The following is a 14,826-nucleotide window of genomic DNA, read 5'->3' on the forward strand; positions in this document are numbered from 1 at the left end:
CTTCTGTTTTATTATTATTTTCTAATTAAGCTGTAGATGGATGCCCCAACAAGCTCCCCTGCCTCTTGGAGACGTTCTTTGCTAATATGTTCAATGGTATCTTGAGGTGTGTGGTAATACGGCTCCAGATTCGCCGTACCCGGTTCGCGCCTGATGAAATTGATAGCCGGTATGCCTGCATCGTGGAAGGATACATGGTCTGATGACCCGCGCTGGTACAATATCAGTTCGGACGGAGTGCCGATTCTTTTTGCCGTTGCCAAGGCGGTATCGCTCACGATGTTCGCTTTGCCGTCAACTGCGTTCATAAATATGGCTGTGGCCTTATCCCAGTCCGTTCCGACCATATCCATGTTAAAATTCGCAATGCTCCGGTTAATCTCATCTTGACTCAATTGGCTTACGTAATACTCCGATCCGACGAGTCCAATTTCTTCTGCGCCAACAAATACAAAGCGCAGTTCCTTATCAATAGGATAGCTTTTCAGAATACGCGCAAGTTCAAGAGCAACTGAAGTTCCCGAAGCGTTATCGTTTGCACCCGGGGCAAATGGGACGCTGTCAAAGTGGGCCGATACATGAACTATGTCATGTCCCGAACCTTTTTTAGGCGCCCTTGTTGCAATGATATTCTGTGATGTGGCACTTCCCAGCTTTTCAACTGTAAATGTTACTGTTTTCCCCTGCGAAGCAAAATCATTCAGCAAAGAAAGCCCGCTTGCTTTTGATATTCCGCCAACGGGAACCGTTGTTTCCCCGCCAATGGAGGGGTTTAAGGGACCGGGCTGGTCAATATTATCATAAATAAGCACACCTGCTGCACCAGCAGCCACTGCATTTGCAACTTTTTCTTGGAAGGTGAATTCCCCTCTGGAGATAAGAGCAATTTTACCGGATGCTTCCGCTGTAAAATCTTCCGGACTTCCCAGCTTTGCATCATATAATTCTGCAGTCAGTCCCTCTTCTGCTGTTGCTGCGGAACCTGCCGGAATATTGATGTCAATTTGTTTTCCATCTGCCGTTAAATTGCCGATCATTTGATCAGGAATTTTAAATTCCTGAGTTTCAACTTTATATCCATAAGATTGGAGCCGTTTTTTTATAAACTCTGCTGCCTGCTTCTCCTCCTTTGTTCCGGTTACCCTTGGCCCGATTGTTTCGGAGAGATAGTGGATATCTTTATATATCCGTTCTGAATCAACCCTTGCGATGACTTTTTGATCAAATGCCTTTGCGCTTGGGTTCGCTTTTTCCGGAGCTGCCTGGACGAATGCTGTTTCTGGAGGAAAAAAATAAAAACTAGCGGTTAATAGAAACGCTGAGAGCAAAAGGGAAAATCTTTTTCTTCCTTTTTTCAATTCTATTACCTCCTTTAATATTTCGATTCACAGCACTATATTCTCTCTCTGTGCTTCCTTTCCTTTCAAGTACCGCCAAAATGAATCTATTCACCTATTCATTTTTCAAAAAGGCATGACATACCTCTCACTCGTTTTCTTCATTTCCTACCAAAGAATCGGATTGACAAATCGCCCATTTAATAATAGATTAATATTGTCAACCAAAAATAATAAACGTTGACAATAGGAGGGAGCGCTATGCTTCAAGAACAGCAAAAGCTAAGAATGATGATTATAACTGCACTTTTTTCAGCCATTATCGGGATTTTGGCCCAGGTCACCATCCCATTGCCTCTTGTCCCAATTACAGGGCAGACACTGGCGATCGGATTGGCCGCAACCATTCTGGGGTCGAGGCATGGTACGGTTTCCGTCCTTCTCTACATATTGCTCGGTGCAGTCGGCATCCCTGTGTTTGCTGGGTTTTCTGCAGGTTTTTCCGTTCTGATCGGACCAACCGGCGGGTTTATCGTCGGATTTATCCCAACCGCTTTCTTTATCGGATGGTATTTGGAGAAAACATCCTTTAATTTTATCCATGCAATGGCCGCAAATACGATCGGCATGCTGATTACATTGAGCTTTGGAACAGCCTGGTTAAAAGCAGGGGCCAGTTTGAGCTGGGGCGCGGCTTTCGCCGGAGGGTTTGCTCCATTTATCGTTGTAGGATTGATAAAAGCGGCACTTGCCTCATGGATTGGGGTATTAGTTCGCAATAGGTTGGCTAACGCCAATATTTTATTTACAGCAAAAAAGTCAGCATAAGCAGCTGACTTTTTAATATTATTTAGATGTACTTGTCTTGCCGAAGAACTTCAAAAGTTCAGTCAAAGCCTGGCTGAATGTCTCCAAATGCTCTTCAACTCTGCCCGGAAACTCTTTTTCTATAAATTCCAGTGTATCATTTGGCGTATGCCACACACTGCCATGTTTAACGGTTTGTGTATAGCCATCAATATCACCGATTTCCCAATTGGTAGCTTCGAAATAACCATACGGAATTCCCAGGCGTTTAAATGGCGCATGATCACTCCAGTCCCCTGTCGTTCCAGCCGGATAAGTCGGATTCAAGCCCGGGTTCGTTCCAATATCCAACTTCTTCTTTTCTGCAATTTTCAGGGCCTGATCCCTGATAAACCCTTTCTCTCCTGTGCTTCCATACACATACATATGATCACCGACGGCCAAGCTGTCCAAGTTAATCATTCCTACTGTATTTTCAATCTCTTCTGCTGTCATTTGGCTAGCATAGTAATTTGACCCTCTCAGCCCTGTCTCTTCTGCACCAAAAGCAACAAATTTAATAGAATAGGGAGTATTGATTTTCTTTAATACCTCAGCTGCCTCAAGCATGACGCCTACGCCTGAAGCATTATCGTCCGATCCTTTTCCAGCAGCAACAGAATCATAGTGTGCTCCGACAATAATTTCCTTGCTGGACTTCCCTTTCTTATAAGCAATCACGTTAGAGGAATGGACTACCGTTCCCCTGTTGGTATATGAAAAAGGCTGGACGTTGGTAGTATAGCCCATGCGCTTGAACTGGCTCTCAATATAATCCCTTGCCTCTTCTTCTTTAGCCGATCCTGCCACACGTGCCCCCACCGTATACGTTAAATACTTTGTATGCTCATATGCCATTTTTCCAGTCTTATGAGCGAGCGACGGATGGTAGGTCACAGTTGAAGCTGTGGTACTGCCTGCAGCAGTGAATAACAGCAGAAGAGCCATAACTATTGAAATGAAAATGCGGTTTCTCACATCAATCTCTCCTATCCCTAGATTAGTAGTTTTATACTATTAGAATCTTTTGAAAGCGTCAACCCATCTTTAGGACCGTGCCCCTTGACATGTTTTTCATTGAAAAACCAAAGGGACTGTCGTATCCCTTTGGTTTTCTACAAATCAAGATCCTTTGTTACATGGTCCACTTTCTCTTTCAGGCTTTCCGCCGTATCAAAGATTTCATTATGTTTTTCAGATTTAATGCCGTCTGCATAATCTTTGATGGCATTAGTTCGTTCAAATAAGATGTCCGAGATTGCAGATTTAGTGTCCAAGTCAACCAAATCGCTGCTCAGCAGTTCGTTCAAGGCAGCTTTCATGCGATCATGCTCCCTGTTGCGCGAAGTGATGTGGTTGTTCTCCAGGCCCCGGAGTTCGTTGGACATTCCAACAGATGCCCAGTTGATATTATTGATGTTCCCGGCAAGCCAGAAGCGCCATGTCGTTTTGCCGAGGCTTTCCTTCCAATTTTTAGTGATCTCATCATCCAGCTCCTGTTTGTTTTTCACAGAAGTATACTCTCCGCCTCCTGCACTCGCCACCTCTTTCAACTGGCGGTCCGCTTCATTATCGACATCGAATCCAATAATATTGATTTGCAGGTCCGTCATTGACTTCTTCGCATTCTTCGCCGCCTGGACAGGGTCTCCATCGCATGTTTCCACTCCGTCGCTCACAACATATATAAGCGTTTTTGTCTTGTCGCCACTGGCAGCTTTCAACTCTTTTTCCGCCTGCTGTATAGCTGAAGCAAGCGGGGTCCATCCACTTGCGTTGAATTGATCAAGCGCATTGGAAAACTCTTTTTGATCATAGGGCTTTAATGAATAGACCGTTTCGATGCTTTCACATGAAAGTTTTTTGTCCTTATCGGAACCCGTCCCTTTGTGTCCAAAAACAGACAGGGATACATTGACATTGTCAGGCAGGCTTTCAGAAAATTGTTTGATGCTTGATTTAGCCAAGGCCATTTTATTTCCTCCCGGAACGTCAGCCTTCATGCTTCCGCTCGCGTCAATTAAAACGGCGACGTTCACTTCATCGGCCTCTTCGTTAAGCTCCTCTTCGCTGACATCCTGGAGGAGCCTTCCGTCAGGCAGCTTCAGCTCATTATATTTTACCTCAAAGTCTTTCAACGGCTGTATTGTGCCACTGACATCCGTACGAAGGCTTAAAATGATCGATTTGGCCCACTGTTCCGCATCCCAATCTTTTGTATCCATGTTTTTAATCTCTTTCATATACTCGGCTACGGCTTCTCCGGCTGCTTTGGAATACTCTTCATTATCTGCGAATTCTTTATCGCCTATATACTTTTGAAACAATTCCCCTGCGGGTTCTTTCTCAATTTCTTCCCCTTTCAGGCTGTAGGAGGCTTCTTCTTTTTCCTTGCTCTCCTTTGCATTTGCTTCAACAGCTTTTTCCTCTTTCTTCTGTTCACTTTTTTTCTCTGTCTGTTGGCAGCCTGCCAATGCCAAACAGAACAAAACTATTACGATAAAAGCCTTCTTCGGCATCATCATCCACTTCCCAATTCAAGTGTTTGTCTTTTGATTAGTATAATGATTTTTTGAAAAAGTTGAAATTGACCTTTTTACCCAGCCCTAAATAACCAATCTCCAATATCACTTTCATGCATCCATCCATGAAAGGTTTCGCCCACCGAAAAAAGCGGCCATCGGTACCATCAACATAGAGGTGACATTTGTCACTATGAAATGATGACAGAAGCTACTGATTTTTACAATTAAATGTTAATACAATGACATTAGATTATGGGGGTGAGCCTTTTGGAAAAAGTAGTGGAAATCAATCGGTTGACAAAGGTATTTAAACATAAGAAGGCGGTAGACGATGTATCATTTGCGATAAGTAAAGGTGATGTGACAGCTATTCTCGGTCCAAACGGTGCAGGGAAAACAACAACGATGTTAATGATGCTCGGTTTATTGAAGCCGACGGTAGGTGAAGCTCTTCTTTTTCATCAAAGCCCCACGGAACGGGCAGTACGGGAGAACTTGGGTGTGATGCTGCAGGAAGTGAGCCTTATGGATGGCTTGAAGGTAAAAGAGCTGATTCAATTGTTCCGAAGTTATTATCCAAATCCAATGAAGATGAATCAACTGATCGGTTTAACCGGTCTGAGAGAAGATGATTTGGAAAAACGTACGGAGAAGCTCTCGGGAGGGCAAAAGCGAAAGGTTTCGTTCGCGTTGGCGCTCGCAGGAAATCCGCAACTTTTATTTTTTGACGAACCGACGGTCGGAATGGATATTACATCAAGAAGGCTTTTTTGGGGGACGGTTCAGGGATTTGCCCGCGAGGGAAAAACAATTATTTTCACAACACATTATTTACAGGAAGCGGACGATTACGCGGACAGGATCATTTTATTTAATAAGGGAAAAGTTACCTCCGATGGAACTCCGGATGATATGAAAAAGAAACTGACGAAACAGTTCGTTTCTTTTATAACTCCGGATGAAATACCAACAGAATTATTTTTACAGCTTCCGTTTGTTTCAGACGTATATGAAAAAGAAGGCAGGACTTATATTATTTCAGATGATACGGATTCTGTGCTTTATATGATATTTGAGAAAAACTTGTATGTCAGGGATATACGGGTTGAAAAAGGCCGGCTTGACGAGGTGTTTGAACAGCTGACGATTGACCAAAGGGAGGCGATATAAATGAAGGTGTTGACGAACCAGTGTAAGGCAGAGATACTTCGAGTTTTTCGAAATCCTTATTTTATTTTTTGGTCCCTTCTTATGCCTATTGTCTTTTACTTTGTTTTTACAAGAGTGATGCAAGTTGGCGCGGATGATCCTGTTTGGAATGCACACTTCCTTATGTCAATGGCCGCTTTCAGCGTGATGGGAAGCGCGATTATGACATTGGGGATTCGTATGGTGGAAGAGAGAGCAAAAGGCTGGTCCAACTTTATGAGGGTGACGCCGTTGTCCGGTGCGGTGTATTTTTTTGCAAAAATGATCGGACAGTCGCTAGTTCATGTTTTCTCGATTATAGTTATTTTTCTAGCTGGAGGATTAATCAACGGGATATCGCTCCCCTGGACTGAATGGATCTTGGCTGGTGCTTGGATTTTACTTGGTTCACTTCCTTTCTTGGGGCTCGGTGTTCTGGTGGGTTCAATGAAACGGGTGGATACAGCAGCGGGTGTGAGTAATGTCATTTATATGCTTTTGGCGATTACAGGCGGTATGTGGATGCCGATGGAAATCTTGCCAAAGGCGGTTCAGGCCGTTGGCAATTGGCTCCCCGCATACCATTATGGAAGCGGCGCGTGGGAAATCATACGAGGGAACCTTCCGAATATGAAAAATGTTTTCATTCTTGCCGTTTACCTTGTTTTGTTTATGATACTATCGAGTTATATCAGAAGGAAGCAGGAGGCGGTGTAATCCAGAATGAAAAATAGGTTTCGGGTTTTTCCGAAAATGTTTGGATTTTTTCCTTACATCTTCTTAATTTACTTGTTCATGCCTGCTGTTTATATTTCACAAGAAACAGGAATGAAAATGGTTTTTGGGTTTGGTTTGCTCCTTCTGTTTCTTGTTTCATACAGACAGCTCTATTGGCAGGGTCAGGTGGAGACGGGGCTTACCATCTGGCTTGCCATTCAGATCATCATTATGGTGATTTTAAGTATTTGGTACAATCCATATCACCTATTCATGGGCTTCTTTTCCGCGTATTTTATCGGATGGTACAAGAATAAGGCGCACTTTTACTTGGCTTTAACCGGATTTGCAGCTGCCCTATTCATTGGCATGGTGGCCGCCTTTTTTCAAGATTCAATCGAAAGAATGCTCTTTTTCATTCCTTTCTTATTAGTTATGGTGATTTCCCCCTTTGGCATCAGATCCATGAACCGGTCTATGGAGCTTGAAAAACAGCTGGATCAGGCCAATGAACAGATTAAAGAGCTGGTTAAACGCGAGGAAAGAATCCGGATTGCACGGGATCTGCATGATACATTGGGACACACCTTATCACTTATTACGCTGCAGAGTCAGCTTGTACAGCGTTTTGCCGAAAATGATGCTGTGCTGCAGGCAAAAGCAAAAGCGAAAGAGATTGAAACTACTTCCCGTTCGGCCTTAAGGCAGGTACGTGAGCTTGTCTCTGACATGCGGTCCATTAGCATAGAAGAAGAATTGGCAAACATGAAAAACATTATACAAGCGGCTGGCATGTCGTATGTTTGTGAGGGAGAGCAGAACGTTTCTGACATTCCGCTACTCCAGCAAAATATTTTAGGCATGTGCCTCCGGGAAGCGGGTACGAATATTGTTAAGCACAGCCAGGCAAAAAATTGCCGTATCCGCATTGAGAAAAGAAGAGAATGTTTTATGATCACAATATCAGACGACGGGCAGGGCTTGGGTCAGCAGCTTAATGAAGGAAATGGGTTGAGGGGGATGAAAGAGAGGCTTGCATTGATTGAAGGTGAGCTTGTCATTGATCATAAAAATGGCACTACCCTCACCATGAAAGTGCCGATTGTTAAGATACAGGGAAAGGAAGGGACTGCCTGATGATCCGGATTATGATTGCCGAAGACCAGGGGATGCTGAGGGGTGCGCTTGGATCCCTTCTGGATTTTGAAGAAGATATGGAAGTGATTGCTCAGGTGGAAAATGGGGAAGATGCCTTGAAAGTGGCGACAGAGTTACGGCCTGATGTATGCCTGTTGGATATCGAGATGCCGTTAAAAAGTGGTTTGGAAGTGGCAGCAGAATTAAAAGAAATGGCGTCTGATTGCCGGGTCATCATCTTGACGACGTTTGCAAGGCCGGGGTATTTCGAAAAAGCACTTAAAGCAGAAGTGCATGGTTACTTGCTAAAAGATGGCTCGGTTGATGACCTTTCAGATTCAATTCGCCGGGTGATGAAAGGCAAAAGGGAATACGACCCGGAGCTTATGGTAGCTTCGTATGAAGGCGACAATCCTCTCACCAAGCGGGAACAGGAGATTTTAAAGCTTGCAGCTCATGGAAAAACATCCAAGGAAATATCGGCAGCATTATTTCTATCAGCAGGAACCGTCCGTAATTATATGTCGGAAATCCTCTCAAAACTTGATGCAAAAAATAAAATTGAGGCCATATCAAAAGCGGAGGAAAAAGGATGGATATGATAGTTCGATCATATTTGATGAACCGATGATTCAGCGCTGCGAATCATTGGTTTTTTCCAAAAAGCCGCCTTTTCTATACGTACATAAGCTATTGGGATGGATAAAAAGTAAAAGGCCCCCAATAAATGGGGACCTGATTCATAATACATGACTGGCATTTAGCCGGCAGCGCATGATGTAATACTTTATGTTTCATTTATTCATCTGTGCCAGAAAATCCGCCAACGGATCCTCTTCAAATTTTTCCTCTTTGGCATCCTTTGGTTCCTCGTCGATTTTAATTTGACTCCAATCAAGGTCATCTAAATCGTCGATATCAGATTGGCGGCTGCTGACTGTGAGCCGGTCTTCCTCGGAATGATCCGGTTCAACATGCTCTTCTTCTATCGCTGCGGCCTCCTCCTGCAAGTACAGGGCATCGTCGATTTCCAGTGCGTTGCTGTTGAGTGATGCCAGAATTGATACAGCTCTTACAGGATCGGACAGTAATTGGTATACGATGTTGCCGAGTAAAGCTTCCGAATGCTCATGCTTTAACCAATCGCGCTGTTCCTTCGTCAGACCCCTTGGCAGCGGAATGGTAAGGGTTTCCCTTTGCTTTGTCAAAGATTCGCTTATTCCGTCCATTACAATGGAAGCTATTTTGCTTGAAAAGTTTCTCCGCTCTTTTTCCTTTAGCTTTTGCAGCTGCTTTAAAATATGGTCAGGCGTGTCGGAAGGTATCCTGAATGTGATCGGCTGCCCCCTTTTCATCCCTGTATCCTTCATGGTATCACCCTATTAATTTTTAACCGCTTTTTTCTCTTCTTTAGTTTCCTTTTGATTCCTTTTTTCAAAGTCGGCGATCAACTTATAGTATGCATTTGCCATCATCCAGACGCTTTCTTTTTCATCTTCAAAAAAGTCGATATTATACCCGTCAAGATTATTGTTCAATGCTTTCAAGTAATCTTTCAAAACGATCGAGCCTCCGCCGATAAAGTAGGCGATTTCCGTTTGTGAGTTTCTTTGCCACACATTTCTTAAGTGGCGGTATTGCTTTTTAGCAAGGTCAAGAAGAATGCGGTCGACGATATCATGGACGCTCGTCCGGCTCCCTTTTACCATAATATGGTTTCTATCATTCTTTTTCGTAATGATTTCAACTACATCCCGGCGGCTGTCGAGTTCAACGCCGTATTTCGAACGGATCTCCTCACGAATCGCATCAAGTGACTCGGATACTCCCAGATTGAAGCCCTGCGCACGGTCATCATCCACTTTTCTATTCTTAATTACCGCAATATCTGTAGATAATCCGCCGATATCCTGGATAATGATCCTTCGGTCAATCAAATCCTTATTGATAACTTTCAAATCATTATCCATAACAAGATTGATAAAAGCGGCAAACCCTTCAGGATAAACCTTCACTTCTTCAAATTTAATATTTACCTTGACTCCTTGGTATTTTGGAGTGACCAAAAACTCGACCTGATGCACAGAGCCAAGCAATTTAGAGCGGTAGCCCACATCTTTTCCTTCCTTCACTTCTCTTAAAGGAAGTCCTGTGCCCAAAGTGTAAGTGGCTTCGACCACATTATTGCTCCGTTTGAAAATCTTCTTGTTCTCCTCGCGAACAGCATCAAGTGCCAGCGCGGCAAACAGCATGACAAGCGTCTGGTCTTCTTCCGATTTGCTGCTTCCGGGGTCCAATTCAGTGGCATTGCCGCTTCGCGTCGCCAAATGGCCCACCCGGTAAACAGCGTTATTTTCCTGAAGAGAAGGAGAATGTAAACGAATATGTAATCCATCAAGAGGCTCTTGGTTGTCCAACTCTTCCAATCCGATGACCGGACGGTCTTCGACATCTCTAGCAATAATATTGGGGATATTCATTTCATACTCCATTTTACCGAAAATGCCTTTTAAGGAGTCATTTCCAACATCAATCGCTGCAAGTCTTGAATTTTCCATATAAAAACTATCATCCTTTCTTTTGTGAAACTGCCAAATGGAAATTTCTATAAGTATGATTAAAGATTACCTGAATTTCTTTTTCCGGTCAATGATACATTCACCGCCAATAACACGTACACATTTTCCGTATACTTGTATACATGTTTACTATATTTGTACACAAGCTGATTAATCAGCATGTACACACATTTGTAAACATGTATACTTTTTCCGTACACAACAATACTTATTTTGTTTACATGTTTACATTTTTGTTTACTTCCAAATGTGATCTTATATTCAAATAAAAGCGCTGTCTGATTTTTACTCTTGAAGCTCCCTTAAAAGAAAATAGAGCGATAGAATTAGTGGATAAAATGCAAAAAGAAGGAGAGAAACCCTACAATAAAGGTAGGGTTTTTTTGAAGTTTCAACGAAGAAACGACGAAGTGTCAGAGTCGCAGTTTTTTCTGGATCCGGCAATTGTCAATGAATACTCTCATGAAATCGTGCATCCGGCGGTCAAATTTTCTCAACTCTTCCGGATGGAACTGGGTCCCAATAATATTTCCGTCTTCGCTTTCAAATGCTTCCTTGACTCCGTCAAAAGCATAAGCTGTACATCTCAGGCCGCTGCCCAGTGTATCGATCGCCTGATGATGGAAACTGTTCACCTGCACTTCCTCTTCCCCGCAAATCGAATAAAGGATACTATCGCTTTCTATTTTAATTTTATGGCTCAGCAAAGAACTGCGGTTTCCTTTGTCCAAATGTTTTTCCGGATTCGCCACTTTGGAATTGATGTCCGATAACAATGTGCCGCCGAGAGCCACGTTGATAAGATGGGACCCACGGCAAATCCCAAGCATCGGGAGCCGCTTTTCATATGCTTTATTAACAATCATCATATCCGACTCATCCAACTTTGGGGTAAGAAGGCCAAGCTTTGGATGTAAACTGCCATCATAATGCTTAGGGTGAATGTCATTCCCACCAGTTAGTAAAACCCCGTCAACCATATCCGCCCATTCGCTTGTCATTTCCTCATTACCAAGAGTTAAAACGATCGGGATGCCGCCTGCTTTTTTTACCGCCTCGAGATAGCTGTAATACAATGTATAACTGATATTATCCCTGACAAATTCAAGGTTTGATGTAACTCCAATCATCGGCTTTTTTTCATTCATGGACGTCACTCCCTGCATAAAAGTTCATACCCGTTCAAAAGACCTGAAAAACAACAGTTTGAATAGTGGATTTCGCCCTTTCCATGTTATAATAAAGATATATTTAAAATGTATTTTTAAAATTGGCGGGAGGACTTCCATGAGTTACAATTATTTAGATGATTTGAAGGAACTCCTATTGATTGAACATAAAGAACAAACATTTAAAAAAGGCAGCTACCTGTTTCGCGAAGGGGATCTTGCCGACGGCATATTTTATATCCGTTCAGGGAAAGTCCGGATTGGAAAAATAACGCCCGATGGCCGGGAGATCACCTTTCACATTTCCGGCGAGGGGGATTTTATAAGCGAAATCCGGCTGTTTTGTGCGCTATCCACCTATAGGGTCCAAGCGAAAGTGATGGAAGACTGCGATTGTATAAAAATCGGGAAAAAAGAGCTGGAAGAGAAGCTTTTTCTAAACCCAAGCCTTTCCGCCGGTTTTTTAAAAATGATGGGCACCCAACAACAGAAGACCCAGTCCAAATTCCGGGACCTTATATTGCATGGAAAAAAAGGAGCCCTTTATTCGACCCTGATCCGGATGACGAATAGTTACGGTGTTCAAAGAAATGACGGGATTCTCATTGATCTCCCTCTTACAAACCAGGAGCTTGCCAACTTTTGCGGGATGAGCCGCGAAGTCGTCAACCGTTTGTTGAACGGCTTAAAAGATGAAGGCATCATTAAAATGGAGGACGGAAAGATTTTTGTCTGCAGCCTGCAATATTTAAAAGACGAAATCCACTGTGAAAATTGCCCGGCGGAAATTTGCAGGATCGACTAGGACTAACGACGTTATGCCTATTTAATAACTAATCAAGACCGCGACTTATGTTGCGGTTTTTTCTTTTTGTCTAAATTTTGAAGTACTTATGAAGGTCTTGTGAATTCGGACTGAAGTGTGACTTTTATCACAGTAGCAATATTCCGGCAGGGGTACGATTTAAGTAAATCATGAGCGCATTGGAGGGTGTCAATATGGCTAAAAACAAATATGGTGCGGAGCCCAATCTTAAAGGAACGCTTGTCAGTGTTTTTGGTGTTGGAATCATTATGATCATTATGTGGTTTGCGACATATTTTCTTTATGTTGCCAGATAAAAAGAAAAGAAGGTGAGTGTTTATGCATTTTCACAAGTACGAGAAAATATGGTTGATTTTCGGGATCTTATCACTGGCCGTATTTTTGAGCATCGTCGGGTTCACCGCCTTTGCACACGGACATGAGCCTGCAGGCGGGATGGACATAATTGATCCGGAAAAAGTCAATGAAACGGCTCCTTTTAATAAGCCGGGAGTGCGACAGATCGATGAAAACAGGTACGAAGTGGTAGTGGTCGCCCAGGCATTTGGATACGACCCTCCGGAAATTAAAGTTCCTGCAGGAAAAGAAATCATTTTTACCTTAACGAGTACAGATGTAGTGCACAGCTTTACAATCGACAACACGAAAGTGAACATGATGGCCGTCCCGGGAAGGATCACCCATAAAAGCTATACTTTCGATAAACCCGGAAAATATTTGGTTCTCTGCAACGAATATTGCGGAACAGGCCACCATTATATGTCTACAGAGATCGAGGTGTATGAACCATGATTGCAGTAAAAGACAGAAAGCTTGCGTTATGGAATATCGGGATTGCCTATATCGCTTTTATCATCGGAACGTTTTGCGGTTTGCTCCAAGTTTTCATCAGGAATGATGCATTGCAGCTTCCCAAATTTCTGGATTACTACCAAATCTTGACGGCACACGGCGTGTTACTGGCTCTTATTTTTACAACGTTCTTTATCTTCGCCTTCCTGATTGCCGGCATGAGTAAAACGCTTGGAGCCTTCGGACCAAAGGTGAGTCTGTTCGCCTGGCTCGGCCTTTGGGTCACAGCCATTGGAACAACGATGGCAACCGTCATGATCATTGCAGGAAAAGCATCTGTTCTTTATACATTCTACGCTCCATTGAAAGCAAGCGGCTGGTATTATCTTGGATTGGCTTTATTCATCATCGGAACATGGTTATCCAGCTTTGCGCTCCTCGGACATTTTGTCGCATGGAAGAAAAAGAACAAAGGAAAATTCAGCCCGCTGTTTGCTTACATGACTGTGGCAACCCTGCTTTTGTGGATTATCGCCTGCCTTGGTGTAGTGGCAACGGTTGTCTTCCAGTACCTGCCATGGGCATTTGGTTTTACGGATACAATCAATGTTGAATTGAGCCGCTCTTTATTCTGGTATTTCGGACACCCGCTCGTATATTTCTGGCTGCTGCCTGCTTATATGGCCTGGTACGTCGTCATGCCAAAGATTATCGGCACAAAAGTTTTCAGTGACTCACTCGCAAGATTTTCATTTATATTGTTCATTCTGTTCTCATTCCCTGTCGGCTTCCACCATCAGCTGACGGAGCCTGGGATCGACAGCTTCTGGAAATTTTTGCAGGTAGTATTGACCTTCATGGTTATTATTCCGACACTGATGACTGCCTTTTCCATGTTTGCTACATTTGAAATCTCCGGACGGGAAAAAGGCGGTACAGGATTATTCGGCTGGTTAAGAAAGCTTCCTTGGAAAGATGTGCGATTTTCTTCCCTCTTCATTGCGATGCTGTTCTTTATTCCAGGAGGTGCAGGCGGAATCATCAATGCAAGTTTTCAATTGAACGAGCTTGTACACAACACACTTTGGGTTGTAGGACATTTCCACATTACAGTAGGAACACCGGTTGCCATGACATTTATGAGTGTGACATTCTGGCTGATCCCGTATTTGACAGGCAGAGACTTTCCAAAACACTTGCAAAAGCTTGCCCACATTCAAATCGGATCTTGGGCGATAGGAATGCTGCTGATGTCTACCGCTCAGCATTTACTGGGACTGCTTGGTGCACCGCGGAGAACAGCCTACTCAGGGTATAACGGCAACGAATCTGCCGCTGAATGGTTCCATGGAATTCTATCAAACCACGTTACTATGGCCGTCGGTGGAACGATATTATTTTTCTCAGCCATGCTATTAGTCTATATCGTAGCAAACTTGATGTTTGTTTCTCCTAAAGTGCAGGAAGAGAAAGATCTTGTTGAATTTCCAATCGCGGAAAGCGATACATCTCATACTTCTAAATTCTTGGAAAACTGGGGAATATGGGTCGGTATTGCACTGGCACTCATTGTTATGGCATATGCCCTCCCGCTTGCCGACATGATCCAGCATGCACCTCCGGGTTCCAGAGGATTCATCACTTGGTAAGGAGTTGATATTATATGTTCATGGTTGTATCTTCGATGCTTATCGTCACAATGGTCACCAT

At 43.3% G+C, this 14,826-nt stretch carries 15 protein-coding genes; 9 read left to right on the plus strand and 6 right to left on the minus strand.

The window, feature by feature from the left end:
* Positions 1-14 precede the first annotated feature (14 nt).
* On the minus strand, positions 15-1,358 hold the full coding sequence (locus FS666_RS05325; RefSeq protein WP_120074367.1) for a DUF4910 domain-containing protein: 1,344 nt from the start codon (positions 1,356-1,358) through the stop codon (positions 15-17).
* 240 nt (positions 1,359-1,598) lie between these two features.
* Here FS666_RS05325 and FS666_RS05330 point away from each other — a divergent pair, with 240 nt between their 5' ends.
* The gene (locus tag FS666_RS05330) at positions 1,599-2,165 is read left to right on the plus strand and encodes a biotin transporter BioY (protein ID WP_120074365.1); all 567 of its coding nucleotides are present in this window, start codon (positions 1,599-1,601) and stop codon (positions 2,163-2,165) included.
* 18 nt (positions 2,166-2,183) lie between these two features.
* Here FS666_RS05330 and FS666_RS05335 read toward each other — a convergent pair whose 3' ends face one another.
* Complete coding sequence (locus FS666_RS05335; RefSeq protein ID WP_120074363.1) at positions 2,184-3,161, minus strand: M20/M25/M40 family metallo-hydrolase; 978 nt, start codon at positions 3,159-3,161, stop codon at positions 2,184-2,186.
* Positions 3,162-3,298: 137 nt separating this feature from the next.
* Positions 3,299-4,705 (minus strand): vWA domain-containing protein, encoded by a 1,407-nt coding sequence (locus FS666_RS05340; protein ID WP_186306517.1) that lies wholly within the window; start codon positions 4,703-4,705, stop codon positions 3,299-3,301.
* Between the two features lie 270 nt (positions 4,706-4,975).
* On the opposite strand from FS666_RS05340, the gene FS666_RS05345 reads away from it, so the two are divergent.
* From FS666_RS05345 to FS666_RS05360, 4 genes are read left to right on the plus strand one after another with little or no spacing between them, the layout of a single operon-like run.
* The gene (locus tag FS666_RS05345) at positions 4,976-5,878 is read left to right on the plus strand and encodes an ABC transporter ATP-binding protein (protein ID WP_144460974.1); all 903 of its coding nucleotides are present in this window, start codon (positions 4,976-4,978) and stop codon (positions 5,876-5,878) included.
* Positions 5,879-6,613: an ABC transporter permease gene (locus tag FS666_RS05350; RefSeq protein ID WP_144460973.1), complete on the plus strand. Its 735-nt coding sequence runs from the start codon at positions 5,879-5,881 to the stop codon at positions 6,611-6,613.
* 6 nt (positions 6,614-6,619) lie between these two features.
* Complete coding sequence (locus tag FS666_RS05355) at positions 6,620-7,750, plus strand: sensor histidine kinase (RefSeq protein ID WP_144460972.1); 1,131 nt, start codon at positions 6,620-6,622, stop codon at positions 7,748-7,750.
* Entirely contained in the window at positions 7,750-8,352 is a 603-nt protein-coding gene (locus FS666_RS05360) for a response regulator transcription factor (RefSeq protein ID WP_120074351.1), read from the plus strand. The genes FS666_RS05355 and FS666_RS05360 overlap by 1 nt, the downstream gene beginning before the upstream one ends.
* Before the next feature lie 192 nt (positions 8,353-8,544).
* Here FS666_RS05360 and FS666_RS05365 read toward each other — a convergent pair whose 3' ends face one another.
* The 3 genes from FS666_RS05365 to FS666_RS05375 form a co-directional block, all read right to left on the minus strand.
* On the minus strand, positions 8,545-9,120 hold the full coding sequence (locus FS666_RS05365) for a hypothetical protein (RefSeq protein WP_120074349.1): 576 nt from the start codon (positions 9,118-9,120) through the stop codon (positions 8,545-8,547).
* A gap of 12 nt (positions 9,121-9,132) precedes the next feature.
* Positions 9,133-10,308, minus strand: coding sequence for a ParM/StbA family protein (locus tag FS666_RS05370; protein ID WP_120074347.1), 1,176 nt, complete (start codon positions 10,306-10,308; stop codon positions 9,133-9,135).
* Between the two features lie 434 nt (positions 10,309-10,742).
* On the minus strand, positions 10,743-11,477 hold the full coding sequence (locus FS666_RS05375) for a gamma-glutamyl-gamma-aminobutyrate hydrolase family protein (RefSeq protein WP_186306518.1): 735 nt from the start codon (positions 11,475-11,477) through the stop codon (positions 10,743-10,745).
* 139 nt (positions 11,478-11,616) lie between these two features.
* Here FS666_RS05375 and FS666_RS05380 point away from each other — a divergent pair, with 139 nt between their 5' ends.
* From FS666_RS05380 to FS666_RS05395, 4 genes are all read left to right on the plus strand, one after another.
* A complete protein-coding gene (locus tag FS666_RS05380) occupies positions 11,617-12,303 on the plus strand; it encodes a Crp/Fnr family transcriptional regulator (protein ID WP_144460970.1) in 687 nt (228 codons plus the stop codon).
* Positions 12,304-12,497: 194 nt separating this feature from the next.
* Positions 12,498-12,620 carry a cytochrome C oxidase subunit II gene (locus FS666_RS05385; RefSeq protein ID WP_120074341.1) on the plus strand — a complete coding sequence of 41 codons (123 nt, stop codon included), beginning with the start codon at positions 12,498-12,500 and terminating at the stop codon, positions 12,618-12,620.
* 22 nt (positions 12,621-12,642) lie between these two features.
* The gene (locus FS666_RS05390) at positions 12,643-13,116 is read left to right on the plus strand and encodes a cytochrome c oxidase subunit II (protein ID WP_144460969.1); all 474 of its coding nucleotides are present in this window, start codon (positions 12,643-12,645) and stop codon (positions 13,114-13,116) included.
* Positions 13,113-14,765, plus strand: coding sequence for a b(o/a)3-type cytochrome-c oxidase subunit 1 (locus FS666_RS05395; protein WP_144460968.1), 1,653 nt, complete (start codon positions 13,113-13,115; stop codon positions 14,763-14,765). The genes FS666_RS05390 and FS666_RS05395 overlap by 4 nt, the downstream gene beginning before the upstream one ends.
* Positions 14,766-14,826: the final 61 nt, after the last annotated feature.

This window comes from Siminovitchia fortis (assembly GCF_007681465.1).
In the GTDB taxonomy this organism is placed as follows: Bacteria; Bacillota; Bacilli; order Bacillales; family Bacillaceae_C; genus Siminovitchia; species Siminovitchia fortis.

Bases quoted from the DNA above. Each gene is read 5' to 3' on its own strand.
- FS666_RS05330 (WP_120074365.1), top strand. From the start codon at position 1,599: ATGCTTCAAGAACAGCAAAAGCTAAGAATGATGATTATAACTGCACTT.
- FS666_RS05340 (WP_186306517.1), bottom strand. From the start codon at position 4,705: ATGATGCCGAAGAAGGCTTTTATCGTAATAGTTTTGTTCTGTTTGGCA.
- FS666_RS05350 (WP_144460973.1), top strand. From the start codon at position 5,879: ATGAAGGTGTTGACGAACCAGTGTAAGGCAGAGATACTTCGAGTTTTT.
- FS666_RS05355 (WP_144460972.1), top strand. From the start codon at position 6,620: ATGAAAAATAGGTTTCGGGTTTTTCCGAAAATGTTTGGATTTTTTCCT.
- FS666_RS05360 (WP_120074351.1), top strand. From the start codon at position 7,750: ATGATCCGGATTATGATTGCCGAAGACCAGGGGATGCTGAGGGGTGCG.
- FS666_RS05365 (WP_120074349.1), bottom strand. From the start codon at position 9,120: ATGAAGGATACAGGGATGAAAAGGGGGCAGCCGATCACATTCAGGATA.
- FS666_RS05370 (WP_120074347.1), bottom strand. From the start codon at position 10,308: ATGGAAAATTCAAGACTTGCAGCGATTGATGTTGGAAATGACTCCTTA.
- FS666_RS05375 (WP_186306518.1), bottom strand. From the start codon at position 11,477: ATGAATGAAAAAAAGCCGATGATTGGAGTTACATCAAACCTTGAATTT.
- FS666_RS05380 (WP_144460970.1), top strand. From the start codon at position 11,617: ATGAGTTACAATTATTTAGATGATTTGAAGGAACTCCTATTGATTGAA.
- FS666_RS05385 (WP_120074341.1), top strand. From the start codon at position 12,498: ATGGCTAAAAACAAATATGGTGCGGAGCCCAATCTTAAAGGAACGCTT.
- FS666_RS05390 (WP_144460969.1), top strand. From the start codon at position 12,643: ATGCATTTTCACAAGTACGAGAAAATATGGTTGATTTTCGGGATCTTA.
- FS666_RS05395 (WP_144460968.1), top strand. From the start codon at position 13,113: ATGATTGCAGTAAAAGACAGAAAGCTTGCGTTATGGAATATCGGGATT.